The following is a 24,492-nucleotide window of genomic DNA, read 5'->3' on the forward strand; positions in this document are numbered from 1 at the left end:
AAGGAGGGCGGCTAGCAGGTTGAAGTTCACTCCACGGTGACGCTCTTGGCCAGATTGCGGGGCTGATCCACATCAAGGCCGCGATGGGCCGCAATGTGATAGCTCAGCAGCTGCATCGGAATCACCGTCAACAGGGGACTGAGCAGCTCATCCACCTCCGGCACGGGCAACAGCACATCGAAGATCTCCGTGTCAGGGCCGCGCGGGGCCACACCGATCAGGCGGGCATCGCGGGCCTTGGCCTCCTGCGCGTTGGAGAGCACCTTGTCGAAGACGGTGCCTGGCACCGCGATCGACACCACCGGCACCCGAGCGTCCAGCAAGGCGATGGGACCGTGCTTCATCTCGCCGGCCGGGTAGCCCTCGGCGTGGATGTAACTGATCTCCTTGAGCTTCAGGGCCCCTTCGAGGGCGATCGGAAAGTTGATGCCACGGCCCAGGAAGATCACATCCTGGGTGTCAGCGAACTGGTGGGCCAGCTCGGCGCAGAGCAGATCCTGCTCCTCCAGCAGTGCCTGCAGCTGGGCGGGCAGGGCCCGCAGCCCGGCCACCAGCTCGAGCAGCTGAGCCGGGGAGCGGCTGGAGCGGCGCTCGGCGAAGGAGAGGGCGAGGCCGTAGAAGGCCAGCAGCTGACCGAGGAAGGTCTTGGTGGCGGCCACACCCACCTCGATGCCGGCGCCGATGTCCAGCAGATGCGGCACCAGCCGGCCCAGGGAGCTCTCCGGTCGGTTGGTGATCCCCAGCAGCCTGGGGGCGAAGGCCGGATCAGCGATCAGGTCCCGGCGCTTCTGCTCCATCTGCAGCGCCGCCAGGGTGTCGGCGGTCTCGCCCGACTGGGTCACGCCGATGGTGAGGGTGTGAGGCACCAGCGGCGGCGGCGCATAGCGGAATTCGCTGGCGTAGTGCACCGCTGTGGGCAGCCCCGCCAGCTGCTCCAGCAGATAGGCCCCCACCTGGGCCGCATGACGGCTGGTGCCGCAGGCCAGGATCTGGATCCGCTCCACCCCCTCGAAGAGCTGATCCTGGAGCGGCAGGGCCACCAGCGACGGGGTGCCGGGCACCCCCGGCGACCCGGTCGGGAGATGACGGGCCACCCAGAGCGCCGCCGTCTCCGGCTGCTCGTGGATCTCCTTATGCATGAAGTGGCGAAAGCTGCGCTTGTCCGCCACGTGCTCGGTTCCCTGCAGCAGGCTGGGCGCACGCGTCACCCGCTCGGCCGAGGACCCGTAGAGCTCGATGCCCAGCGGCGTGAGCAGCGCCGTCTCGCCATCCTCGAGGGGAAGGATGGTGCGCGTGAAGCCCGCCAGGGCGGGGGTGTCACTGGCGCAGAGGAATTCGCCCTCCCCCAGACCGATCACCAGCGGCGCCTGACGGCGGGCCACCACCACCGCTCCCGGCGCGCCGGCCCAGACCACCGCCAGGGCATAGGCCCCGTGCAGATGGGGCAGCACCTGCTGCACCGCCTCGAGCAGCAGCTGGGGTGAAGGCCGGCGGCCCGAGCTCTGAAGGTCCCCCAGCGTCCGTGCCACCAGGTGAGGGATCACTTCGGTGTCGGTGTCGGAGCGGAAGTGCACGCCCTCCGCCTGCAGCGACTCTCTGAGCAGACGGTGATTCTCGATGATGCCGTTCTGAACCACGGCAAGGGTGCCGCTGCCATCGAGATGAGGGTGGGCATTGCGCTCCTCGGGCTTGCCGTGGGTGGCCCAGCGGGTATGGCCGATGCCGCAGTGGCCCAGGGCCCCCTGGGCCTCGTAGCGGGCGGTGAGGTTGACGAGCTTGCCTTCGGCCCGCAGCAGGGTGAGCTGCCCGGAGGAGAGGCCGCTGCCGGCCTCCGGCGCCTGGACGGTGGCGATGCCGGCGGAGTCGTAGCCGCGGTATTCGAGCTGGCGCAGCCCCTCAAGCAGCAGGGGGGCCGCCTCTCGGGAGCCGATGACCGCAACGATGCCGCACATGGCTGAGGCGCCGGACTTCGGCTGTTTCTAAAGGATCACCGCCCGAGCGCCTAGCCCGCTGGCGTTGCGGCGGAAGGCAGGAGTGAGGTCCGCAGCCATGAAAAAGCCCGGCGGAGCCGGGCGGACGTGCGCAGAGCGGAGACGGGCCTCAGTAGGCCAGACCCATGCTCCGGCTGGTTTCATCTCCGAGATAGACGCGGATGCTGAGGAAGTCGGTGGGGCAAGCGGTTTCGCAGCGCTTGCAGCCGACGCAGTCTTCGGTGCGAGGCGATGAGGCGATCTGGCCAGCTTTGCAGCCGTCCCAGGGAACCATCTCGAGCACGTCGAGAGGGCAGGCACGGACACACTGGGTGCAGCCGATGCAAGTGTCGTAGATCTTGACTGAATGGGACATGCCCGGCCAGAGAGCGAACGGCGTCCGGTCAAAGTACTCAAACCGTCCGGAACACCAGCGTCGGTGCCCCCAGGCCGTCACCCTTTTTCATACGGGCCAGGGGGGCCGTTCAGGGCGACCCGTAGGATGCGGCCTCCCACACACCGGCCATGTCACAGGAAGCGATCTTCGAGAAAGTCCGTTCGATCGTTGCCGAGCAGCTCAGCGTCGATGCCGCTGAAGTGAAACCAGAGTCGAACTTCCAGAACGATCTGGGCGCTGACTCGCTCGACACGGTGGAACTGGTCATGGCCCTGGAAGAGGCCTTCGACATCGAGATTCCCGATGAGTCGGCCGAAGGCATCACCACCGTCGGTGACGCCGTCAAGTACATCCTGGACAAGCAGGCCTGAGGGTGTCGATGGTGGAGGGTCTCCGCCGTGTCGTGGTCACGGGCCTCGGCGCGGTCACACCGATCGGTAACGACGTCACCCAGTACTGGGACGGGTTGCGGCTCGGCTTCAACGGGGTGGCGCCGATCACCCTGTTCGATGCCTCACGGCATGCCTGCCGGTTCGCGGCCGAGGTGAAGAACTTCGATCCAAGCGGAATGCTGGATCGCAAGGAGACCAAGCGCTGGGACCGTTTCTGCCAGTTCGGTGTGGTGGCCTCCAAGCAGGCGGTTGACCAGGCGCAGCTCCTGATCGACGAGAGCACCCAGCACCGCATCGGTGTGGCGATCGGCTCGGGCGTGGGCGGCCTGCTGATGATGGAAAGCCAGGCCCATGTGCTCGCCGACCGGGGACCTGACCGGGTCAGCCCGTTCTGCGTGCCGATGATGATTCCCAACATGGCGGCCGGCCTGACCGCGATCGCCCTGGGCGCCAAGGGTCCGAGCAGCGCCGTTTCAACGGCCTGTGCGGCTGGATCCAACGCCATCGGTGATGCCTTCCGCCTGATCCAGCTCGGCCTGGCCGACGCCATGGTCTGCGGCGGAGCCGAATCGGCGATCACTCCCCTGGGGGTGGCCGGCTTCGCCAGTGCCAAGGCGCTCTCCTTCCGCAACGACGACCCCGCAACCGCCAGCCGCCCCTTCGACGCCGAGCGCAACGGCTTCGTGATCGGTGAGGGCGCAGGCATCCTGGTGCTCGAAAGCCTCGAGAACGCCCGCGCCCGGGGAGTCGAGATCCTCGCCGAGGTGGTGGGCTACGGCATGACCTGCGACGCCCACCACATCACCTCCCCGACTCCGGGGGGCCTCGGTGGCGCCGAAGCGATGCGGCTGGCCATGGCTGATGCCCGGGTGGAGCCCGAGGAGGTCGACTACGTCAATGCCCACGGCACCAGCACCCAGGCCAACGACAGCAACGAGACCGCGGCGATCAAGGCGGCCCTGGGCGAGCACGCCTATCGCATCCCCGTCAGTTCGACCAAGTCGATGACCGGGCACCTGCTCGGCGGCAGCGGCGGCATCGAGGCGGTGGCCGCCGTGCTCGCGATAGGCCACAACCTCGTACCACCTACCATCAATTATCAAAATCCGGATCCGGCCTGTGATCTGGATGTCGTGCCCAATCAGGCGCGGGAACAGAAACTGAACGTCGTGCTCTCGAATTCATTCGGATTTGGCGGCCACAACGTCTGTCTCGCCTTCCGTCGGATGCGCTGAAGGCCTGGCATCGCCAGCTCTTCGCTGCCCGGAACGCCTCACTCCCCTCACTCCTCCCCCCAACCATGGTCGCCGCCCCCACAGTGGACACCCTGTCCGTCGACAACCTCTGCGTCAACAGCATTCGCTTCCTGGCGATCGACGCGATCAACAAGTCCAACTCGGGGCACCCCGGCCTGCCGATGGGCGCGGCACCCATGGCCTATGCCCTCTGGGACAAGCACCTGCGCCACAACCCGGCCAACCCCAAGTGGTTCAACCGCGACCGCTTCGTGCTCTCGGCCGGCCATGGCTGCATGCTCCTCTATGCGCTGCTGCACCTGACCGGCTACGACAGTGTGTCCCTGGAGGACATCAAGCAGTTCCGCCAGTGGGGTTCCAAGACCCCCGGCCACCCGGAAACCTTCGAGACTCCCGGGGTCGAGGTCACCACGGGGCCTCTGGGGCAGGGCATCTCCAACGCCGTCGGTCTGGCCATCGCCGAGGCCCATCTGGCCGCGAAATTCAACCGTCCGGGCGCCGACCTGATCGATCACCACACCTACGTGATCATGGGCGACGGTTGCCACCAGGAGGGCATCTCCGGTGAAGCCGCCTCCCTGGCCGGTCACCTGGGCCTGGGCAAGCTGATCGCCCTCTACGACGACAACCACATCACGATCGACGGCAACACCAAGGTGTCGTTCACCGAGGATGTGCTCAAGCGTTACGAGGCCTACGGCTGGCATGTGCAGCACGTGGCTGATGGCAACACGGACATCGACGCGATCGGCCGGGCAATCGAAGCGGCGAAGGCCGTCACCGACAGGCCCAGCCTGATCAAGGTCACCACCACCATCGGCTACGGCTCCCCCAACAAGGCCGACACGGCCGGGGTGCACGGCGCCGCTCTGGGCGCTGAGGAAGCCGATCTCACCCGCAAGTCGCTGGGATGGACCTACGGCCCGTTCGAGATTCCCGAGCAGGCCTACGACCAGTGGCGCAAGGCCCGCGAGCGCGGCGCGGCCCTGGAGGCCGAGTGGGACAACACCCTGGCGGCCTACCGCAGCGAGTACCCGGCCGAAGCCGCCGAATTCGAGCGCATGCTGCGCGGTGAACTGCCCCAGGGCTGGGACAGGAATCTGCCCCGCTTCACCCCCGAAGACAAGGGCCTGGCCACCCGTCAGTACTCCTACAACGTGCTCAACGCGATCGGTCCCGACCTGCCCGAGCTGATCGGTGGTTCCGCCGACCTCACCCACTCCAACCTCACCGACATCAAGGGGGAAGGCAGCTTCCAGAAGGGCAGCGAAGCCAACCGCTACCTGCACTTCGGAGTGCGCGAGCACGCGATGGCAGCGATTCTCAACGGTATCGCCTATCACGACAGTGGCCTGATTCCCTATGGCGGCACCTTCCTGGTGTTTGCCGGCTACATGGTGGGAGCCATGCGCCTCTCGGCCCTGTCCGAACTGGGGGTGATCTATGTGCTCACCCACGACTCGATCGGTCTTGGCGAAGACGGCCCCACCCACCAGCCGGTGGAAACCCTGGCCTCGCTGCGATCGATCCCCAACCTGCTGGTGATCCGCCCTGGTGATGGCAACGAGACCAGCGGCGCCTACCAGGTGGCGGTGACCAACCGCAAGCGGCCCACGGTGCTGGCCCTCAGCCGCCAGGCGATGGTGAACCAGCCCAATTCGGCACCAGAGCATGTGGCCAAGGGTGGCTACATCCTCGACGACAGCAACGGCAGCCCCGATCTCATCCTGATCGGCTCCGGCACCGAACTGGATCTCTGCGTCAAAGCCGCCCGGGAGTTGCGCAGCGAGGGCCACAACGTGCGTGTGGTGTCCATGCCCTGCGTGGAGCTCTTTGAGGAACAGGACGCCGGCTATCGCGAGTCGGTGCTGCCGGCCGCGGTGCGCAAGCGCCTGGTGGTGGAAGCCTCCGGCTCCTTCGGCTGGCACAAGTACGTCGGCCTTGATGGGGACACCGTCTCGATCGACCGCTTCGGCGCCTCCGCTCCAGGTCCTGTCTGCCTGGAGAAGTTCGGCTTCACCGTGGAGAACGTGGTCGCGAAGGCCAAGGCGCTCTGAAGCATTCCCCTTCCAACAACCTGGCTTCGGTGCCAATGGCCACCCTGGAGCGTCTGTCGATCGTTTTACCGACGTACAACGAACGGCAGAACGTCGGGAGGATTCTGGAGGAACTGCTGCCATTGAAGCAACGCTTCGATCTTGAAGTGCTCTTCGTGGACGACGACTCGGCTGATGGCACGGCCGATCTGGTCAAACAGCTGGCCCATGGCCAAGCCGGTGTGCGCCTGATCCGTCGGGTCGGGCGCGCCGGTCTGGCCAGCGCCATCAAGGAAGGCATTCTCGATGCCACTGGTGATGTGATCGTCGTCATGGACTGCGATGGACAGCATGAGCCGGCTGCGGTTGAAGCCGCTGTACAGGCTCTACTAAGTAGCGGCAGCGATCTGGTGGTTGGCAGCCGCTTCCACGCTGAGGCCGCGATTCATGGCCTAAGTGAGAAACGCACCCGCCACTCCACCTGGGCAAACACAATCGCACGCTTCAGTCTTCCGGGCTACAGCCGGCTGACTGACTTCATGAGCGGCTTCTTTGCCCTACGCCCCGAGGCAACTCTGCGCTATGTACGGCGGGTGGATGTGAATGGATTCAAGTTTCTCTACGAGCTGCTCTCGATCAGCCGCGGTTCTTTGCAGGTTAGTGAAATCCCCCTGGACTTCCAGGCCCGAGTAGCTGGTGATTCCAAGCTGGATCTGGCAATCGTCTGGGATCTGGGGGTGTCAATCCTGCACACCCTGCTGCTGCGCTCGATACCCCGCCGCGCCATCAGCTTCGCCTTGGTGGGCCTGAGCGGAGTGGCGGTTCAGATGCTGGTGGTGCAGGCGCTGATGGAAGCGGCGGGGCTGGCCTTCAAGCAAGCACTGCCAATTGCGGTGGTGGTGGCCGCCAGCTCCAACTACCTGATCAATAACGCCCTGACCTTCCGCTTCCAGCGTCAACAGGGTGCAGCACTGCTGAAGGGCCTACTCAAGTTCCTGCTGGTGGCCTCCCTGCCGGTGCTGGCCAATGTGGGCGTGGCCTCAACGTTCTACAACCTGGTGTCCCGCAACACCTTATGGGCTCAACTGGCCGGCATCCTGGTGGTGTTCGTATGGAACTATGCGGCGTCCTCGCGTTTCGTATGGAACACGCCGTAACAGAGCTCGGTAAGCTCAGCAAACGTATCGATAGACCGTTTTGGCCTCTCAACGCCCAGATGAGTCTTCTTCGAGAAGCTTGCGTGTAACATAAGCAAGGTTGCCAAGAAAGCAAATCACTGATGCGACACATCAGTACTGACCAAAACTTTTCAGCACACTAGGGGCAGGAAGCAATGCGCAAAAGAATTGTAACCTCGGGCACTCTAAATCTACTTACGTCGTGCCTGCTCTTCGGCTCCCTGCTGGCCATTCTGATCTTGCCTGTCGGGGAATTGCTCAATGCCGATCTTATTCTGCCGGTCAATATGCTGGTTGACCTCCGCAACGGCCTAAACATCGGGGAGTGGAACGGGAGCCCCAATAACTTCTACATTCCCGAGATCGCTTACTATCTTGGAATTGGCACAGTCTTTAGCAGACTAAGCCCTATCTTCCTTCACATGCTTTATCCCATCCTAAGCGGCACCCTGCTTGGGCTAACCACCTACTACCTGCATGCAACAGTCCTTTCTTCGAGGGACATAGGTACCTGGACTCGCAATTTGCTTCCAGTCTTTCCAGTAGCATTAAGCCTGGTAAATCAGATTTCAGAAGAAAACATTATCAAAGTAGCAGTTCTCCCTGAAATTCATTTCGGGGCTTATCTTGCCTGCCTTGTTGGGATCACCCTTGCCTCGGTCGCCCTTACAGGCAAAACCGCATCCCATCGAAAGTCATCGCTGGCTTGGCTGATGATGGTTTGTTTGTTGGCGGCGCTATCTGACAATTTTTTCATTCTTTGGTTCACAATACCTTTTCTTGCAACTCTTGCCCATCTGCTGTTTGGGTCAGAAGCATTTCCCAAGCAACGGATCAAGGGAATTTTTGGCGCAGTTCTGCTGTCATCACTGGCTGGATACATTCTGCATAAGATAACCAACTCTGCCACTTCAAACAATAAGGTGAGTCTTGAAAATATCGCTTTATCACTGACCAGGCTATCCAATGTCCTCTCCAATGAACGCTACATTACTGTTTACGCTCTGATTGCCTTGATATTATCAATAAGCCTATACTTTACTTCTCTTCAGCAAGCCTCAACGCATGATTTTGCATCACAAGATGCCAGCATATCTTTGCGTAGGAAGATATTCTGGATTTGGAACTTTTACTCCATACCATCAACCCTGATCCTTGTTATTCTGTATGGCCTAGTTGCAGATGCCGGGAGCACGAGGTACTTTCTACCGTTATTCTTCGCACCTATTACTGCTGGCATATGGATCATTACTGAGCTCTTATTTCATAATTTCTCCTTAGAAAGATTCAGGGCTGCAAGAAATTCTACATTCACGGCGATTTATATCAGTGTATTTGCAATCGTACTCGCAGCCCTGCCTGGCTACCTATCCTCATACAAGCAAGACCCTGGCTACCAGCTCACACAATGCCTGAAGTCCGAGAACGTCGGAGTATGGTATTCGGAGTACTGGAATTCAAAACCTGTTCATGCCTTTTCCAATGGTTCAATAATTTCCAGACAAATCAACAATGATGGGACACCCTACAGGTTCAACAATAATAACATGTGGTACAAGCAGGAGCCTGCATCTAGCGAGTCAAAAGTAGCAATTATGCTCGATACTGACTTTGCAAGAAACATCCCTGAGAGCATCCCCTTGCAGTCATGCGGAGAAATGGATTACAAAATAGTTCCAAAAGAATATGTTTTTCAACAACAACGATAGCCGTTTTGCAATCATATGACTTGCAGCCGTCCATTTTGAAAAATCCACGACACTCAACACCACCAGTCGAGGTGCCATCAAAATTGTTCGATCAATTCAACTGAATTGGAATTCGCAGATGCTGTCATGAGTAAAAGTGCATACTCAATGCTTCAGATCTAAAGAGAATATTGGTGATTCTATCCAAGAATATTCCTCTGGGAGGCCTACAGGTCTTTACTTCGTGCTTACCGAGAAAGGCCAGAGCGATGCGCGGCGCGGCTTTGGATCTGACTAGTATTCAGCGGCAATATGCACACATACAAGCTTATCTGCGCCCTGATACCACCCAGAGTTTTCCACATTTTCCGACGTGAGCCTCGCCATCAGCTCTCGCTTACAGATTTCTTCCTAACGAACCGGACCCGGCTGTGGCGGTGGTGTTGTACCAGTCCACGAATGCCATGACCCAGGCGCAGGCCTCCTCCACGGTCGGGAAGGGGCACCTTGGGTAGTCCGGCCGGTATTTCACCGTTCGGAACAGCGACTCCGGGAAGGGGTTGTCGTTGCTGACCCTGGGCCTGGAGAAGGATCTGAGCACCCCCAACTCCTGCAGCCGGCTGGCGTCCCCGGCAGTGGTGTAAATCCCCAGGGCCTCAGCCCGGCGTAGCCGGGCTGAGCGTCCGCACCTCAGGCGATCGGCTCCACGGCTGACGTTGCAAGGGGTGGGCAGGCCCGTTTCCCTGGTTTGAGAACCACCTCAACCAGACAGACCATGCCCAAGACCCATGCTGCCGTACCTGAGCTGGCCTCGCTACTCGATGGCAGCAGTGCCGGGGAGCTGATCCCTGAACTGGCACGCCACGGCCTGCAGCAGCTGATCGAGCTGGAGCTCGCTGCCTTCCTCGGTGCGGACTGGCACGAGCGCACCGAGGAGCGGCTCGGCCACCGCAACGGCTACCGGCCTCGCACCCTGACCACCCAGGTGGGGGATCTGGCACTGCAGATCCCGAAACTGCGCGCGGGCAGCTTCCTCCCCTCGATCCTCGAACCCCGCCGCCGGGTTGATCAGGCCCTGTACGCGGTGATCATGGAGGCTTACATCGGTGGGGTCTCGACCCGCAAGGTCGATGCCCTGGTGGCGGCGCTCGGCTCCCAGAGCGGCATCTCCAAGTCGCAGGTGAGTCGCATCTGTCAGGAGATCGACCAGCAGGTGCAGGCGTTTCTGAGCCGGCCCCTGGAGAGCAGCGGCTACGCCTACGTCTATCTCGATGCCACCTACCTCAAGGGGCGGCTGGGCAAGGCTCAGCAGGTCTGCTCCCGCGCTGTCGTCGTCGCCATGGGGGTGAACGAGGATGGTCGCCGGGAGTTGCTGGGCCTCAAGGTCGGCGACAGCGAGACCGAGAGCTTCTGGGCGGAGTTCATCGCCCATCTCAAAGAACGGGGCCTGGGTGGCGTCAGGCTGGTGATCTCTGACGCCCACACCGGCCTCACCAAGGCGATCCGCCGCCAGCTGCAGGGAAGCGTCTGGCAGCGCTGCCGCGTCCATTTCGCCCGCAACCTGCTGCAGTGCATCCCCAAGGCTCACCAGGGCATGGTCACCGCCGCCCTGCGCAGCGTGTTCGCCCAGGAGAGCGCTGAGGAGATCGCGTCACGCTGGGACGATCTGGCCGCCTCGCTGGCGGAGCGCTTCCCCAAGGCCGCTGCGCTCATGCACGGCGCCAAGGAGGACGTGCTGGCTTTCCGGCCCTTCCCCAGGGACCACTGGCGCAAGATCTGGAGCACCAACCTGCTGGAGCGGGTCAACGAGGAAATCAAACGCCGCACCAGGGTCGTCGGCATCTTCCCCAACGACGCGTCGATCACCCGCCTGGTGGGCGCGGTACTGCTGGAGCAGCACGAGCACTGGCAGCTGGAGGGCCGGCGCATGTTCTCAGCCGAGAGCATGGCGACCATCCCGGAGCTGGATGCCATCCCTGCTCTCCAGGCCCTCAGCACCTGAGAGAGGCAGGACGCAGGCCCCAGGTGATCGAGGCTGCAGCGCCCCCAGAGGGCGCAGCGGCCTTGATCGCAGCCCGGGGGCCGGCCGCTGCCACCTCCAGGCCGCAGAAGTCACTCCAACTCACAACACATCCGCAAGCTGACGAAAGACTTGACAAGTCATTCGTCCTGATTCATCGTGATTGAATGAGGCGCATCTGCACCTCCGGAATGACAGCCCGTCATTCCACCCTGTTCACCCTCTGACTAGGGCATTCGGGCCTCGGGTTTTACACCACGCAAAGGGACGCGGCCTGCAGCCGGCTCTCCAGAATGCCGGAACCACATGGCGTTGCCGTTGGCGGCATGGAGGATCAGCGGTTTGGGGCGCCTGCAGTTGACCCGCTCCCGCAGGCAGGCACGGCCCACGGGATCGGCGGCGACCTAGGCGTCTTCTCGCTCGGCCACATCCCAGGCCACGATCTAGTGCCTTCGGCACGCTGGCCCGCGCGGCCAGGTAAGCCGCTCCAGACATCGACTACCAGATAAAGGTAAAGCCCGTCCTCGGCGGTGGAGCTGACCATGGGCGTGGAGAACCCGGTAGAAGCTGCGCTCCGAGCCGACATGAAGGCCCTGGTCGGCCAGGATGGACACGATTTGCCCCGGTGGCTTGGCGGCGCATTCCGGCTGGTGGCAGGTGAGCATGCTCCGTTGGCACTCCACGTCCGTGAGACGGTGAGAAACAAAGCGGTGGCTGCCATTACGGCAATCCAGGCCGTCCCCATCACCTGCGAACTGCCGCCTCCAGCGCTGCAAGGTGGACAGACCGACACCCAGCAGCCTGGCGAGCCTGCCGGCCCGTGCACCGGCTACCATTCCGGCATCGAGGATCTCCAGCGATTCGCGCCGATCCGCGGAAAAGGCCAATCCCCCTCGTCCTCTCCCCAGTAGGCCTGGATCTGTTTTGAGGCGATCAGCAGTGCCGGTGCCTCCGCCAGGACCTTGTCTCTGCGGCGCAGTTCATGCTGGAGCCGTTTGATTGGGCATTGATCCTGCTGGTGGCGCTTCTCAAGGTCCTTCTGCCTGGCCATCGTCCGCAGCGGCTGTTTGTTGGCATCCAGGGCGGCCTGCCGCCAACGGTCCACCTGCTCGGGAAACAGGCCCCGTTTATGGCAGGAGGCACCCGGTTCGGTGGGGTTGAGGCCAGCGGTCTCGAGCACCAAGGTGAACTGGTCGGCAGGCCCCCAGGCCTCAGGATCTCTCTGAGTGGCCGGCACCACCTCTCCATGCAACCGCCACTTGGAGAGGGTGATCACATGGATACCCAGCTGCTGGGCAAGCTCCACCACGCTCTGGCAGTGAGGCGGGTTCATTTACCGGCGGACATCAGCCTTGACGGCCTCGCTGTAGGGACGCATCGATCGATTCCATCAGGCCCCCTGGCCCCCTGCGTCAGGAAAGTTGTCCGCTCGGTCTGACCCATCCACCAGGGGGCCAAACCGACGACCATGAAACCGACCTATGACACCGCTGTGCGGGACCAAGTCCGCCAGCGCATGAGCCCGCCAAACCGGGAGAGCGTGGCCGAGATCGCCCGCTCTACCGGGATCACGACCCAGACCCTCTACAACTGGCGCAGCCAGTGGCAGAAGCAGGGTCAGCTCGTGCCAGCCACCACCAAGCCGCCAGAGCAGTGGAGCGCTCTCGACAAGCTGGCCGCTGTGATCCAGGCGGCCGGCCTGAGTGGCCCTGATCTCGGGGCCTTCTGCCGTGAGCGGGGCCTCTACCCCAAACAGCTTGCCCGCTGGCGGCAGGCCGCCGAGGATGCCAATGGCCCCAGCGCTCCGAGCATGGCTGATCAGCGAGAACTTCAGCGTAAGAATCAGGAGCTGATTCGCCAGAATCGCCGCTTACAACGCGAATTGGAGAAGAAGGAGAAGGCTCTCTCGGAGGCGGCAACACTGCTGATGCTCTCAAAAAAGCTCGATCAGCTGTGGCCACGGGACGAGGAACAATGATCCCGCCAGAGGATAGAAGTCAGCTGATGGAATTGTTCCGAGAAGGTCTCAAAGAAGGGGCTTCTGCCACGGCGATTGCAGATCTGATCGGTATCTGCTCACGCACGTTACGGCGCTGGGGCATTGCGTTCCAGACACATGGATTCAGCCAGGATCGCCGCAAAGGCTCTCCACGGAATGTGGCGCACCGATTCACACCAGAAGAGCGGCAGCGCTTAATTCACATCGTCAACGATCCGCGATTCGCGGACCTCACTCCCGCCCAGATCGTGGCCATCCTTGCCGAGGAGCGAATCTATGTGGGTTCAGAGTCCACGATTTACCGCATCATGCGGCAAGAGGGTCTGCTGAACCACCGTGGCAGAACCCGCCTGCCGCGTGAGCCCAGGGAGGTTCCGGTGTTGGAAGCAACGGGCATCCATCAAGTACTGGCCTGGGATATCACCCTCCTCCCCGGCCCCGTGAAGGGGCAGTTCTATTACCTCTACATGGTGATGGATGTATGGAGCCGGCGCATCCTCGGCGCAGAGGTGCATGAGCATGAATGTAGCGAGTTGGCCAGCGCATTCTTTGATCGTGTCTGCCGCGATGAAGGGATCAGCAAGGAGACTGCTGCGGTCCTGCACTCGGACAATGGCGCCCCCATGCGCTCATTCACTCTGGCGGCCAAGATGGCGGAGCTGGGGGTGTCGCTTTCGTTCTCGAGGCCACGCGTCAGCAATGACAACGCCTATGCCGAGTCGTGGTTCCGCACGATGAAATACCACCAGAGTTATCCGCTCAGGCGATTCCGGGATCTGCTTTCGGTGAAAGCCTGGGTGGATGGCTTTGTCGAGTGGTACAACGCTGAGCACCGGCACAGCGGCATCAAGTACGTGACGCCCAATCAGCGCCATTACGGCCAGGCTGACGCGATCTGCGCCATCCGCCAACAGACCTATGAGGAAGCTCGGCAGAGGCATCCTCAGCGCTGGAGCCGGCCACCCCGCAACTGGTTACAGCCACAGGTTGTGAGCATCAACCATCCGCGACCGCAGAAACCTGTGGCTGCTTGACCCTCAACAATCCAGGCCCCCGTGGCTGTCCGATCGCGCCCCTCCAAGGGCGCGATCGGCAACAGCCGCGATCAGGGGCCGGACGCCCCAACCCCGACCGAAGACAGCCATCGATGACAACAACACCCCGGCCGTGCGGCCCCTGAACCTCAACTCGCAGTACAGTCCATCTCGGTGCTCAGCTCAGCACCCCGAGCGGACAACTTCCCTGATAGGTCCCGTGGTGGTTATGGTTGGGATGTATAGGCATCATCTGTCCTGGCAAAGGGGGCCCGTACCGCCGGATGCTTTCGGACAATGGCTCCGCCTACCGCTCATGTGACTGGCGAAAAGCCTGTCAGGCACTGAGCCTGAAACCCGTCCGCACCAAGGCATACACGCCGCAGACCAACGGCAAGGCGGAACGCTTCGTCTAGCCAATGGCTTCTGCAAAGCAGTGGGCACTCCTGGCGGAGTGGGCTTACGTCATCGCCTGCCAGACATCAGAGGAACGCTGTCCCGTGTCAATCAGGTTGATGGTTGGCGTCAATCTGGTTGACCGGTAGAGGTGGTTGTATTAAGGCCGGCTGGAGCCTGAGATCGCCTTAGGGATCGGGATCGTGACCAGGCTGTCGCGGCGCGTCAATCAAGTTGTCCTTCTGGCGTCGATCTCAAGGGGCGGGTGGGCCAGTTTTCGTGTCGCCGCCGTGCTTCTGGTGCGCTGGGTGGTTGCGGCCGTTGATCGTGACGGCCTTGACGCCCGCGTCAATTACGTTGGCGGGTCAGCGGCATCGCTGGAAACCCTTGCAGCCGCTTGCTTCTGCCGGTAGCTCTCGCCTTTGATGCCCACGATGTGGCAGTGATGCACCAGCCGGTCCACAGCTGCCACGGTCATCGATCCGCTGGGGAAGATCTCGTCCCACTCCCGGAACGGCTGATTGGAGGTCACCAGCAGGGAGCGCCGCTCGTAGCGGTGGCAGATCAGCTCAAACAGCACCGAGGTTTCCAGCTCGCTGCGGCGCACGTAGGAGATGTCGTCGATCACCAGCAGGGCGTAGCGATCCAGCTTCTGGATCAGGGCCGGCAGCTCAAAGCTGGCCTTGGCTTTCTGCAGCAGCTGCACCAGGGCTGTGGCCGGGAAGAAACGGCAGGCCTGGTCCTGCTCGATCATCGCCATCGTGATGGCAATGGCCAGGTGTGTCTTGCCCACGCCGCTGGGGCCAAACAGCAGCAGGTTCTCGGCCTGCAGCAGCCAGGTGTGGCTGCGGGAAAGCACCTGCAGTTCCTGCCAGTGCTTGGGCTCGAGGTGCTGGTGATCAAAGCCATCAAGGCCCTTCTGCCAGGGCAGATGGGCATCCCGCAGCAGCCGTTGTCGGCGTGCCACCTGGCGGTGCTCGCACTCCTGTTCACAAAGGGCGTAGAGGAACTGGCCGGGGCTCCAGCCCTCGGCCTCAGCCTGCTGGGACAGCGGTTGCCAGTGGCTGCGAAAGCGAGCAAGTTTCAGCTGTTTGAGCAGCAGCGGCAGCGCTGCTTCCACCGCCTGAGAGCGGGGCACCGGGGAGGAGGTGGTCATAGGAGGCCAGCAGGTGTTGGGGAATCACGGGATCAGGCAGGGCGGCGTGGCGCGGCGGCACCCGGAAGCGCTGTTGCAATCCAGACAGGGAAAGGGTCTGGCGCTGCTGGGCCTGCTGCAGAAAGGTGAGCACCAGCTCAAATGAGGCCACCCGCACCGCGACGTACAGGGCCTCGACCATCAGCCGGGCTGCGGCGTCACGGTCACCGCAGCCCAGCAGGCGCTGCCAGAAGTCCCACCAGAGCTGGTCGGGGAAGAGGTGACGCTGGTAGCGGCAATGCAGAAGCGCCCTGGGCTTGGCGCGCAGGCCATCAATCAGGTGCTCCAGATCGATGCACCAGGCCCTCGGGCCATGGCTGCCGCCGCCATAGGCGCGGGGCAGCTGGCAGACCCAGTCGCTGCCCAGATACACGATCAGCCGGTCATGGTGCAGCCGCACCGTGACCTGGCGGCCGATCAGGGTGGGCGGCACCGAGTAAATCACCTGCCGCACCTCGATCGTGCTGGTGCTCCGCACGCGCGCCGTGAGCAGCTCGTAGTCGGCAAAGCGGAAGGCCGGCAAGGGTAGCGCCCCTCCGAGTGGTGTAACTCAGGAGGTCCTGTGACCCTCTCCGGAGGGTGAACAGGAGCAGTCAGGGGATGACTGCTTGGAAGCTGATTGCGCAGCTCCATTGATCCATTATGAACCCTGATCGCTGAATTGGCAACTCAGCGATCGATGTGTTCTGTGTAGATCGAGGTAGAAGCTGGTGCGCTTCAGCTGATGGTTGCAGCCGGCTGGGCGTTCGGATCTGCATCGGTGAGCTCCAAGGGCTCTTCTGGCTCTGGGATCTTGGCCATGGTGGCCTCAGAGAAGAAGCGGCGACGCTCCAGCTGCCATTCCTCCTGCTGCTCCAGCAGCTGGCTGCCCACCAGGCGCACGATCGCTGGATCATTGGGGAAGATGCCGACCACGTTGGTGCGGCGTTTGATCTCCTTGTTGAGGCGCTCGAGCGGGTTGGTGCTCCAGACCTTGCGCCAGTGCTCCTGGGGGAAGTGCAGGAAGGCCAGCACGTCGTCCCGGGCGGCTTCCATCACGGGCACGGCGCCGGGGAACTGCTTGCGCAGCATCTCGGTGACCCGCTGCCAGTGGGCGCGCACCTGATCTGGAGCCTGGATCACGAACACCGCTTTCATGGCAGCGGCCACCATGTCCTGGCCGGCCTTGGGCACATGGCTCAGCAGGTTGCGCAGGAAGTGCACCCGGCACCTCTGCCAGCTACTGCCCTGGAACATCCGCTTGATCGCTGCCGTCAGGCCCAGGTGGGCATCCGAGATCACCAGGCGGGTGCCGTCGAGGCCACGCTCCTTGAGTGAGCCCAGGAACTGACGCCAGAAGCCCTCCGCCTCGCTGTCGCCCACGGCAATGCCGAGAACTTCGCGGTAGCCGAGGGCATTGATGCCGATCGCCACCACCACCGCCCGCGACACCACCTGCATATTTCGGCCCAGGCGGCCGTGGAGGTAGGTGGCGTCGAGGTAGACGTAGGGAAAGCGGGCATGGTCAAGCGGCCGGCCCAGAAAGGCTTTCACCTGCTCATCGAGCCCCTGGCAGATGCGGCTCACCTCCGATTTGGAGATGCCGCTGGCCCCGCCCAGCGCCTCCACCAGGGCGTCGACCTTGCGGGTGGAGATCCCGCCGGTGTAGGCCTCCATCACCACGGCGTAGAGCGCCTTGTCCACCCGGCGGCGTGGCTCCAGCCAGCTGGGAAAGAAGCTGCCCTGCCGCAACCTGGGAATGGCCAGGCTGAGGTCGCCCACCTGGGTGGTGAGCAGCCGCTCCCGGTAGCCGTTGCGATGGGTGGAGCGCTGATCGGGGCAGCGCTCATGGAGTTGAGCGCCCGTGAGGGCAGAAACCTCGGCTTCCAGCAGGTCCTGGAAACCCCGGCGCACGATCTCTGGGATCAGGGCGCCAGCGGTGGTGCCCTCCATGAGCTGGCTCAGCTCGGAGGCGCCACTATGGGTGAGGGTCATGGTCTGTGTTCGGTTTGGTGGTAGTTCTCCGAACAGGGTCACAGACCGGCCCACCCATTGCCACAGCTGAAATCTGAGGGAGGTGAGCCGTCAGCCCCGGCTACGCCGGGGCTGATCCTCCTGAGTTACACCACTTGCTGGGACGCCGCTCCGGCAAGGCCATCAAATGCTCGAGCTCCTGCTCGTAGCGCCGCTGGCGCGGGGCATTGAGGGCACTGAACACCTCAGCCAACAGTTCGCCGTATTCGGCCGGCTCGTCGAAATCACAGCTGCCACGCAGCAGAAGCTTCTGCTCCAGCCGACGTTTCACATGGCCGTGAGGTGCCTCGACGATGCCGTTCTCATGGGCCACGCCGCGGTTGTTCCGGCTGGGGGAGAGCCCGTAATGGGCGCAAAGGGCCTGGTAGCGAGGCGTGATGTCGAGGGCGTAGCTGCCGTCACGGTTGCGGCTGGCGGCCGAGAGCCGATCGGTGCGCAGTTCTCGGGTCACGCCACCACAGGCCGCCAGGGCGTTCTGGAGTCCTTCTGAGAGGGCGACAAAGCTCTCGCCACCGTGGATCACCTGGCCGTAGGCCCAGCCGCTCCAGGCGAGGCGGTAGTGGAACAGCAGGTGCGGGAACGGCTCTCCCCGCAGGGTGATCGCCACCCGCTTGACCTTGGTGAAGTCGCAGAAGCTGATCTCGCCGGGCAGATACGCCAGGGGGAACATCACCTCCGGCGTCGGGCCATGCAGAGATTTCCAGTGCTGCACCCGCCGCTGCAGGGTGCGTTTCAGCGAACTCCAGTCCTGATCAGGCTTTTGCTCCTGCAGGTGCTCCAGCAAGGTGGTGGGTGTCAGGGCCGGATGGCGCTCCAGCAGCGGCAGCAGCAAGGGCTCCCACACCTCGGCCAACGGGTCTGGACGCCGCCGACCACGGGGTTTGGCAGCTTTCGGTTGGAGGCGGCCGTGATCAATCCGGTGGGCACTGCTCACCGAAAGACCTGCCGCCGCAGCAGCCACCTCCTGGCGGCTGTCAAGCGACATCCGCTTTTGGTCCTCCGGCGACACGAAAACTGGTCCACCTGATGGCTTGCTGATGGGGGCCTTACGGCTGCCCTTGGATCGGTGTTTCATCGGTGGGTGTCGTGTCGTTGTTGTTGGCTGCGGCATCTGTGCCGCTTGATCCGGGTTCCCCTTAGGCCTTCTCACCGGGCGGTGGTGGCCGTAGGCCAGCGCTGTCCGGTGAGGAGGAACCGCCCGCCTGCGGGCGGATCAGGCCGCTGCGCCGCTTCTCCCTGAGCCGGTAGCTGTCGCCCCGGATCGTCAGCACGTGGCTGTGGTGCAGCAGCCGGTCGAGGATCGCTGTGGCGACCACCTGATCGCCAAACACCTCGCCCCATTCCATGACGGGGCGGTTGGAGGTGATCAGCACGCTGCCGCGCTGGTAGCAGCGGGAGATCAGCTGGAAGAACAGGTACGCAGCGTTCGGCTCCAGCGGCAGGTAGCCCAGCTCATCGATGATCAGCAGCCGGGTTTTGGCGTACTGCGTCAGCCGGCCCTCCAGGGCGTGCTGCGCCTGGGCCTTGGCCAGGGCGCTGATCAGCTCCATGGCACCGACGTACTGGACGCTGTGACCGAGACGCACCGCCTCCCGGCCCAGCGCCACCGCCAGGTGGGTCTTGCCCACACCCGGCGGCCCGAGCAGCAGCAGGGTGTCGCCGTTGGCCACCCAGCGGCAGGTGGCCAACTCACGGATCTGGGCCGGGTCGATCGACGGCTGGGCCTCGAAATCGAACGCTTCCAGCGTGCGCACATAGGGGAAGCGCGCCAGCCGCAGCGCCATCTCCATCCGCAGCTGGTCTTTGCGTGCCACCTCGGCCGCGCACAGCCAGGCCAGGGCCTCGCGCAGGTTCATCTCCCGCCTTGCCGCTTCCTCCAGCAGCGCATCGAGGCGGTCGCGGATTGCTGGGAGCCGTAGGCGGGTGAGCATTGCCTCCAGCTCCTCGGTCGGTACCGGTGGTATCGCCGCTGTGGATCGGTTGCGTGGGTTGGTGGGACTCATGCCGCCACCTCCCCGATCAGCTCGGCATAAACCGCCAGAGGCCGGGCCAGTTCAGAGCTGCGGACCGGGCGCTGCTCCTGATCACGTCTTGCGTTGCCATCCCGCAGCGATCGCTCCGCCTCGCGCTGCTGCCGTTGCGGCAGCAGGCCCTCCCAATGGCCGTCGATCACCTGGCGGCTGCGGCTACCGGGCCGCTGGCGCCTGTGCTCAGCGACGATCCGGCCGCCGTGGCGGATCAGTACCTGTTGATCGCGCACCAGCACGCTCACCCGCTGACGGATCAGCGCCTGCGGCGCCGAGTACCAGTTCGCCTCCACCTCCACGCAGCAGTCGCTGTGCACGATCCGCACCAGCTCCCGCTCCGCCAGGAACGACGGCTTGGCCTCCAGCGGCTGCAACGCCTGGGCTTCTGCCCGCACAAACCGGTCCAGCGGCGCCTCGCCGGTGGTGCCGTGCACCCGCAGGTCGGCCACCTCGCGGGTCCAGCGCACCAGATGGGCCTCAAACTCCGCCCAGCTGCTGAACTCCCGCCCAGCGATGGCGTTCCTCTTGACGTACGCCACCCCACGCTCGTCCTTGCCTTTGGTTCTGGCCCGGTACGGCCGACAGGCACGGGGCTTGAACCCCCAGTAACGGGCGAACTCCTCCAGCCGCTCGGCAAAAACCAGGATGTTGCGCTCGGGATCGTGCTGGCTCACCAGCGCACGGGCGTTATCCACCAGCACCTCCTGCGGTACCCCGCCCCAGTGGCGGAAACCCTCCTCCAGGGCCTGGAGCCAGTGGTCCTGCTTCTCGCTGCGGAATGCCCGCACCAGCAGCCGGCGCGAGTACCCCAGGGTGAGCACCGCCAGGTGCACCCGCACCCGCTCGCCGCCAATGCTCACCAGGCACTGGCCAAAGTCTGCCTGCAGTTGCCGGCCCGGCGGGGTCTCAAACCGCACCGTCGCCAGGGCCGCGTTGCGCAGCTCCCGCCGCCACGGCTCCACGGCACGCTCCACTGTCCGCAGGCTCACCTCGATTCCCTTCTCACTGGCCAGCTCCTGCCGCACCACATCGGCATTGCCGCGGTGGGCCATAAACCGCTGCCGCAGCCACTCCCGTTGGCCATCGAGAACCGTGTTGCGGCAGGGCTTCCCGTAGGGCTGCCAGCCACCCTGCCGCAGGTACTTGCGCACCGTCTCCGGTGAACAGCCCAGTTCTTTAGCAATCCGCCTCCGGCCCCAACCTGCTGCCGATAGCCGTCGCATCGCCTCCACGTCCTGAGGGGTCTGCACAGCTGTCTCCAGAACCATCGGCTCCAGAGATGGCGCCCCTGCGCTGCCCTTGTCGTCCTGCCTGGCTCGCTCCACGGGGTGGACCAGTTTTCGTGTCGCCTCCGGACCAGTTTTCGCTGTCGCCTGACAGCGGCTGCCTCCTCGTCGTTTGGTCATGTACAGCGCAATCTGTTGAGCGGTGAGGGGAGCAGGCATGGCCCGGTGCCCTGCGCATGGCAACCGGATTCAGCGCAGCCCCTCTGGAGCGGTCAACCTGTTTGGCGCGACCCCTCAACCAGATTGTCGTCGGACAGGAACGCAACCGCTGACTACCCCGCTATCTCGGGATCTATAACGGCCACAGGTGCCACATGACTATCGGTGGCCTCAGCCCTCAGCTGTGCGTCCAGCGACTACTGATCGCTGAATGACCTGGTGAGAAAACACAACTAGAAGCGGGCACTCTGAGCTCACAGGTTTTGTCCAGCGGCGTCTTGACGAAGCGGCGTCCCAGCAAGTGGTGTAACTCAGGAGGATCAGCCCCGGCGTAGCCGGGGCTGACGGCTCACCTCCCTCAGATTTCAGCTGTGGCAATGGGTGGGCCGGTCTGTGACCCTGTTCGGAGAACTACCACCAAACCGAACACAGACCATGACCCTCACCCATAGTGGCGCCTCCGAGCTGAGCCAGCTCATGGAGGGCACCACCGCTGGCGCCCTGATCCCAGAGATCGTGCGCCGGGGTTTCCAGGACCTGCTGGAAGCCGAGGTTTCTGCCCTCACGGGCGCTCAACTCCATGAGCGCTGCCCCGATCAGCGCTCCACCCATCGCAACGGCTACCGGGAGCGGCTGCTCACCACCCAGGTGGGCGACCTCAGCCTGGCCATTCCCAGGTTGCGGCAGGGCAGCTTCTTTCCCAGCTGGCTGGAGCCACGCCGCCGGGTGGACAAGGCGCTCTACGCCGTGGTGATGGAGGCCTACACCGGCGGGATCTCCACCCGCAAGGTCGACGCCCTGGTGGAGGCGCTGGGCGGGGCCAGCGGCATCTCCAAATCGGAGGTGAGCCGCATCTGCCAGGGGCTCGATGAGCAGGTGAAAGCCTTTCTGGGCCGGCCGCTTGACCATGCCCGCTTTCCCTACGTCTACCTCGACGCCACCTACCTCCACGGCCGCCTGGGCCGAAATATGCAGGTGGTGTCGCGGGCGGTGGTGGTGGCGATCGGCATCAATGCCCTCGGCTACCGCGAAGTTCTCGGCATTGCCGTGGGCGACAGCGAGGCGGAGGGCTTCTGGCGTCAGTTCCTGGGCTCACTCAAGGAGCGTGGCCTCGACGGCACCCGCCTGGTGATCTCGGATGCCCACCTGGGCCTGACGGCAGCGATCAAGCGGATGTTCCAGGGCAGTAGCTGGCAGAGGTGCCGGGTGCACTTCCTGCGCAACCTGCTGAGCCATGTGCCCAAGGCCGGCCAGGACATGGTGGCCGCTGCCATGAAAGCGGTGTTCGTGATCCAGGCTCCAGATCAGGTGCGCGCCCACTGGCAGCGGGTCACCGAGATGCTGCGCAAGCAGTTCCCCGGCGCCGTGCCCGTGATGGAAGCCGCCCGGGACGACGTGCTGGCCTTCCTGCACTTCCCCCAGGAGCACTGGCGCAAGGTCTGGAGCACCAACCCGCTCGAGCGCCTCAACAAGGAGATCAAACGCCGCACCAACGTGGTCGGCATCTTCCCCAATGATCCAGCGATCGTGCGCCTGGTGGGCAGCCAGCTGCTGGAGCAGCAGGAGGAATGGCAGCTGGAGCGTCGCCGCTTCTTCTCTGAGGCCACCATGGCCAAGATCCCAGAGCCAGAAGAGCCCTTGGAGCTCACCGATGCAGATCCGAACGCCCAGCCGGCTGCAACCATCAGCTGAAGCGCACCAGCTTCTACCTCGATCTACACAGAACACATCGATCGCTGAGTTGCCAATTCAGCGATCAGGGTTCATAATGGATCAATGGAGCTGCGCAATCAGCTTCCAAGCAGTCATCCCCTGACTGCTCCTGTTCACCCTCCGGAGAGGGTCACAGGACCTCCTGAGTTACACCACTCGGAGGGGCGCTACCTCTTGACGATCAACTAGTCATGTCGCCGGCAAGGTCAACCTTCAACTTTATACCGGCAGCGTGCCTTTCTCAGGAGGCCCGACGACGAAGGGATCCAAACGCCACCCTCACTGGCTTTGCTGGCGAGCCAATGGAGGCACGGAACTGCGGAGGGTCAGTTTCTTCTAGCTCCTCTCTCGGCTTCAGAGGCGACAGCATCACCGAGCAATTCTCTGGGTCAAGCCTGCAGCCAAAGGGCAGATGGAATTCATCAGTTGAATGCACACCATTCTACTGATGAAAGAACACCATTCTACTGTTTTCGTAAAAATGTTCGTCCATGAACTGTTGCAGAAATCAGGGCTTGCCCCTTTCCATGCCAGCTTAACGGCCCTCAACACCTCAAAATAGTTGTGGCGGCATGGTTATGCCTGTTTCAGGAGACCCTAGGATCCCAGACAGGGCTTCCATCTCGGAGGGCACCACTCTATTGCACGCAGGCCAGGCAACTCCTTATCCTGACTTCAAAAGAGCCCCAACGGCATCACGTACGTGATAGCGAGGACGCCTTTTTACCTCCTTGTAGACGCGACCAAGGTATTCGCCGATTAAGCCGATAGCAAGCAACTGGACACCACCTATTGTGGTGACAACCACCATCAAGGAAGGCCAGCCCTGAATAGTTCCTCCCCGGACATAGTCAGCAATAATTAGAATAATAGTAATGCAAGAGGCTGCCGACATAATCACTCCTAGATATGCAATATACCTGAGAGGCTTGTAACTAAGGGAGATTATGCCATCAACAGCAAGTGACAATGATTTACGGAAGGGATACTTGGAGCTACCCGATTGTCGGATTTTACGATCATAGTATACACGTTCCGTTTTATAGCCTAATTGTGGAATCAGTCCTCGGAGGAATAACGAGTTTTCCGTATATCTAAGCAATTCAGCAAGAGCCCTGCAAGACATCATCCTAAAATCAGCATGACCGGGAATAATCTCAACTCCCATGAAGACCATAAAGGAATAAAAGAAATTTGCAAAGAAGCGTTTCGTTGCAGAATCAGTGCTTCTATCAGCTCGAACACCATAGACAATGTCAAATCCCTGCCGATAAAGCAACAACATATCCCTGCAAGTTCTGATATCATCCTGAAGATCGGCATCGATTGAGATGGATACATCAGCCAAGTCAACCACTACTGACAGGCCCGCCAATAGGGCAGCTTGATGCCCCTTGTTACGTGACAGCCGAAGCCCATTAACCCGTGGATCTTGATCTATCCAAAACTGGATCCCCTTCCAAGTGGCGTCTATACTGCCATCATCCACAAGAAGAATGCCGGATCCGTCCCGCGCCGCCAAATCACTCAAATTGAGTTGATCCAGCTCAGATAGCAGAGCATTGACTGTTTGACCAAGTACCTCCTCCTCATTGTAACAAGGCACAACAAATAAAACAGTGGGGACAGGGCGTAGTTTCATGGCAAAGAGAGTTGGCTAGAACCGAATATCAGTTCTCAAGGGAACCGAGCAACCGCAGAGAGATCTTTTTGGTAGTCATACGGTAAACTTA

General features: G+C 62.5%; 19 protein-coding genes and 2 pseudogenes. 10 read left to right on the plus strand and 11 right to left on the minus strand.

From position 1 onward, the window contains the following. Window positions 1–26: 26 nt before the first annotated feature. Together glmS and psaC are read right to left on the minus strand one after the other, a co-directional pair. Window positions 27–1,952 carry a glutamine--fructose-6-phosphate transaminase (isomerizing) gene (glmS, locus tag I1E95_RS06290; RefSeq protein WP_197166346.1) on the minus strand — a complete coding sequence of 642 codons (1,926 nt, stop codon included), beginning with the start codon at window positions 1,950–1,952 and terminating at the stop codon, window positions 27–29. 148 nt (window positions 1,953–2,100) lie between these two features. Beyond that, the gene (gene psaC, locus I1E95_RS06295; RefSeq protein WP_006172463.1) at window positions 2,101–2,346 is read right to left on the minus strand and encodes a photosystem I iron-sulfur center protein PsaC; all 246 of its coding nucleotides are present in this window, start codon (window positions 2,344–2,346) and stop codon (window positions 2,101–2,103) included. A 149-nt stretch (window positions 2,347–2,495) separates the two neighbouring features. Between psaC and acpP the strand changes: the two genes are divergently transcribed. The 5 genes from acpP to I1E95_RS06320 all read left to right on the plus strand — a co-directional run bounded on the left by acpP (window position 2,496) and on the right by I1E95_RS06320 (window position 8,938). Next, the gene (gene acpP, locus I1E95_RS06300; RefSeq protein WP_006172464.1) at window positions 2,496–2,738 is read left to right on the plus strand and encodes an acyl carrier protein; all 243 of its coding nucleotides are present in this window, start codon (window positions 2,496–2,498) and stop codon (window positions 2,736–2,738) included. Between the two features lie 8 nt (window positions 2,739–2,746). Continuing rightward, window positions 2,747–3,994 (plus strand): beta-ketoacyl-ACP synthase II, encoded by a 1,248-nt coding sequence (gene fabF, locus I1E95_RS06305; protein ID WP_197166348.1) that lies wholly within the window; start codon window positions 2,747–2,749, stop codon window positions 3,992–3,994. 65 nt (window positions 3,995–4,059) lie between these two features. Continuing rightward, complete coding sequence (gene tkt / locus I1E95_RS06310) at window positions 4,060–6,072, plus strand: transketolase (RefSeq protein ID WP_197166350.1); 2,013 nt, start codon at window positions 4,060–4,062, stop codon at window positions 6,070–6,072. 35 nt (window positions 6,073–6,107) lie between these two features. After that, window positions 6,108–7,208: a glycosyltransferase family 2 protein gene (locus I1E95_RS06315; RefSeq protein WP_197167183.1), complete on the plus strand. Its 1,101-nt coding sequence runs from the start codon at window positions 6,108–6,110 to the stop codon at window positions 7,206–7,208. Between the two features lie 308 nt (window positions 7,209–7,516). Next, window positions 7,517–8,938: a hypothetical protein gene (locus tag I1E95_RS06320; RefSeq protein ID WP_197166352.1), complete on the plus strand. Its 1,422-nt coding sequence runs from the start codon at window positions 7,517–7,519 to the stop codon at window positions 8,936–8,938. A gap of 418 nt (window positions 8,939–9,356) precedes the next feature. Here I1E95_RS06320 and I1E95_RS06325 read toward each other — a convergent pair. Continuing rightward, window positions 9,357–9,533, minus strand: a pseudogene (locus I1E95_RS06325) (integrase core domain-containing protein); the annotation flags it as partial. Window positions 9,534–9,692: 159 nt separating this feature from the next. Between I1E95_RS06325 and I1E95_RS06330 the strand changes: the two are divergent. Then, on the plus strand, window positions 9,693–10,919 hold the full coding sequence (locus I1E95_RS06330) for an IS256 family transposase (RefSeq protein WP_197166354.1): 1,227 nt from the start codon (window positions 9,693–9,695) through the stop codon (window positions 10,917–10,919). Between the two features lie 847 nt (window positions 10,920–11,766). Here I1E95_RS06330 and I1E95_RS16810 read toward each other — a convergent pair. Further along, the gene (locus I1E95_RS16810) at window positions 11,767–12,270 is read right to left on the minus strand and encodes a hypothetical protein (RefSeq protein ID WP_231594900.1); all 504 of its coding nucleotides are present in this window, start codon (window positions 12,268–12,270) and stop codon (window positions 11,767–11,769) included. 135 nt (window positions 12,271–12,405) lie between these two features. Here I1E95_RS16810 and I1E95_RS16815 point away from each other — a divergent pair, with 135 nt between their 5' ends. The 3 genes and pseudogenes from I1E95_RS16815 to I1E95_RS16820 form a co-directional block, all read left to right on the plus strand. Beyond that, a complete protein-coding gene (locus tag I1E95_RS16815; protein WP_231594670.1) occupies window positions 12,406–12,915 on the plus strand; it encodes a transposase in 510 nt (169 codons plus the stop codon). Continuing rightward, entirely contained in the window at window positions 12,912–13,970 is a 1,059-nt protein-coding gene (locus I1E95_RS06340; RefSeq protein WP_231594669.1) for an IS3 family transposase, read from the plus strand. Before I1E95_RS16815 ends, I1E95_RS06340 begins: the two co-directional genes overlap by 4 nt. 281 nt (window positions 13,971–14,251) lie before the next feature. Beyond that, window positions 14,252–14,380 (plus strand): annotated as a pseudogene (locus I1E95_RS16820) (IS481 family transposase); the annotation flags it as partial. Between the two features lie 338 nt (window positions 14,381–14,718). Here the strand turns inward: I1E95_RS16820 and istB (I1E95_RS06350) are convergent. From istB (I1E95_RS06350) to istA (I1E95_RS06370), 6 genes are all read right to left on the minus strand, one after another. After that, on the minus strand, window positions 14,719–15,474 hold the full coding sequence (istB, locus tag I1E95_RS06350; RefSeq protein WP_231594959.1) for an IS21-like element helper ATPase IstB: 756 nt from the start codon (window positions 15,472–15,474) through the stop codon (window positions 14,719–14,721). Beyond that, window positions 15,401–16,084, minus strand: a complete 684-nt coding sequence (locus I1E95_RS16825) for a hypothetical protein (RefSeq protein WP_231594901.1) — start codon at window positions 16,082–16,084, stop codon at window positions 15,401–15,403. Before I1E95_RS16825 ends, istB (I1E95_RS06350) begins: the two co-directional genes overlap by 74 nt. Window positions 16,085–16,278: 194 nt before the next feature. Further along, window positions 16,279–17,535, minus strand: coding sequence for an IS256 family transposase (locus tag I1E95_RS06355; protein WP_197161565.1), 1,257 nt, complete (start codon window positions 17,533–17,535; stop codon window positions 16,279–16,281). A 100-nt stretch (window positions 17,536–17,635) separates the two neighbouring features. Next, complete coding sequence (gene istA, locus I1E95_RS06360; protein ID WP_231594902.1) at window positions 17,636–18,559, minus strand: IS21 family transposase; 924 nt, start codon at window positions 18,557–18,559, stop codon at window positions 17,636–17,638. 151 nt (window positions 18,560–18,710) lie between these two features. After that, a complete protein-coding gene (istB, locus tag I1E95_RS06365) occupies window positions 18,711–19,577 on the minus strand; it encodes an IS21-like element helper ATPase IstB (RefSeq protein ID WP_197163513.1) in 867 nt (288 codons plus the stop codon). Further along, window positions 19,574–21,007, minus strand: a complete 1,434-nt coding sequence (gene istA, locus I1E95_RS06370) for an IS21 family transposase (protein WP_231594903.1) — start codon at window positions 21,005–21,007, stop codon at window positions 19,574–19,576. Before istA (I1E95_RS06370) ends, istB (I1E95_RS06365) begins: the two co-directional genes overlap by 4 nt. A 474-nt stretch (window positions 21,008–21,481) precedes the next feature. Here istA (I1E95_RS06370) and I1E95_RS06375 point away from each other — a divergent pair, with 474 nt between their 5' ends. Further along, window positions 21,482–22,738, plus strand: a complete 1,257-nt coding sequence (locus I1E95_RS06375) for an IS256 family transposase (protein WP_197161565.1) — start codon at window positions 21,482–21,484, stop codon at window positions 22,736–22,738. Window positions 22,739–23,423: 685 nt separating this feature from the next. Here I1E95_RS06375 and I1E95_RS06380 read toward each other — a convergent pair. Beyond that, complete coding sequence (locus I1E95_RS06380) at window positions 23,424–24,401, minus strand: glycosyltransferase family 2 protein (RefSeq protein ID WP_197166357.1); 978 nt, start codon at window positions 24,399–24,401, stop codon at window positions 23,424–23,426. Between the last annotated feature and the right edge of the window lie 91 nt (window positions 24,402–24,492).

This window comes from Synechococcus sp. CBW1107, from assembly GCF_015841355.1.
GTDB lineage: Bacteria > Cyanobacteriota > Cyanobacteriia > PCC-6307 > Cyanobiaceae > Regnicoccus_A.

What these genes read in the sequence shown, in the direction of transcription:
- glmS (WP_197166346.1), bottom strand. Translation starts at nt 1,952, where the DNA reads ATGTGCGGCATCGTTGCGGTCATCGGCTCCCGAGAGGCGGCCCCCCTG.
- psaC (WP_006172463.1), bottom strand. Translation starts at nt 2,346, where the DNA reads ATGTCCCATTCAGTCAAGATCTACGACACTTGCATCGGCTGCACCCAG.
- acpP (WP_006172464.1), top strand. Translation starts at nt 2,496, where the DNA reads ATGTCACAGGAAGCGATCTTCGAGAAAGTCCGTTCGATCGTTGCCGAG.
- fabF (WP_197166348.1), top strand. Translation starts at nt 2,747, where the DNA reads ATGGTGGAGGGTCTCCGCCGTGTCGTGGTCACGGGCCTCGGCGCGGTC.
- tkt (WP_197166350.1), top strand. Translation starts at nt 4,060, where the DNA reads ATGGTCGCCGCCCCCACAGTGGACACCCTGTCCGTCGACAACCTCTGC.
- I1E95_RS06315 (WP_197167183.1), top strand. Translation starts at nt 6,108, where the DNA reads ATGGCCACCCTGGAGCGTCTGTCGATCGTTTTACCGACGTACAACGAA.
- I1E95_RS06320 (WP_197166352.1), top strand. Translation starts at nt 7,517, where the DNA reads ATGCTGGTTGACCTCCGCAACGGCCTAAACATCGGGGAGTGGAACGGG.
- I1E95_RS06330 (WP_197166354.1), top strand. Translation starts at nt 9,693, where the DNA reads ATGCCCAAGACCCATGCTGCCGTACCTGAGCTGGCCTCGCTACTCGAT.
- I1E95_RS16810 (WP_231594900.1), bottom strand. Translation starts at nt 12,270, where the DNA reads ATGAACCCGCCTCACTGCCAGAGCGTGGTGGAGCTTGCCCAGCAGCTG.
- I1E95_RS16815 (WP_231594670.1), top strand. Translation starts at nt 12,406, where the DNA reads ATGAAACCGACCTATGACACCGCTGTGCGGGACCAAGTCCGCCAGCGC.
- I1E95_RS06340 (WP_231594669.1), top strand. Translation starts at nt 12,912, where the DNA reads ATGATCCCGCCAGAGGATAGAAGTCAGCTGATGGAATTGTTCCGAGAA.
- I1E95_RS06355 (WP_197161565.1), bottom strand. Translation starts at nt 17,535, where the DNA reads ATGACCCTCACCCATAGTGGCGCCTCCGAGCTGAGCCAGCTCATGGAG.
- istA (WP_231594902.1), bottom strand. Translation starts at nt 18,559, where the DNA reads ATGTCGCTTGACAGCCGCCAGGAGGTGGCTGCTGCGGCGGCAGGTCTT.
- istB (WP_197163513.1), bottom strand. Translation starts at nt 19,577, where the DNA reads ATGAGTCCCACCAACCCACGCAACCGATCCACAGCGGCGATACCACCG.
- istA (WP_231594903.1), bottom strand. Translation starts at nt 21,007, where the DNA reads ATGACCAAACGACGAGGAGGCAGCCGCTGTCAGGCGACAGCGAAAACT.
- I1E95_RS06375 (WP_197161565.1), top strand. Translation starts at nt 21,482, where the DNA reads ATGACCCTCACCCATAGTGGCGCCTCCGAGCTGAGCCAGCTCATGGAG.
- I1E95_RS06380 (WP_197166357.1), bottom strand. Translation starts at nt 24,401, where the DNA reads ATGAAACTACGCCCTGTCCCCACTGTTTTATTTGTTGTGCCTTGTTAC.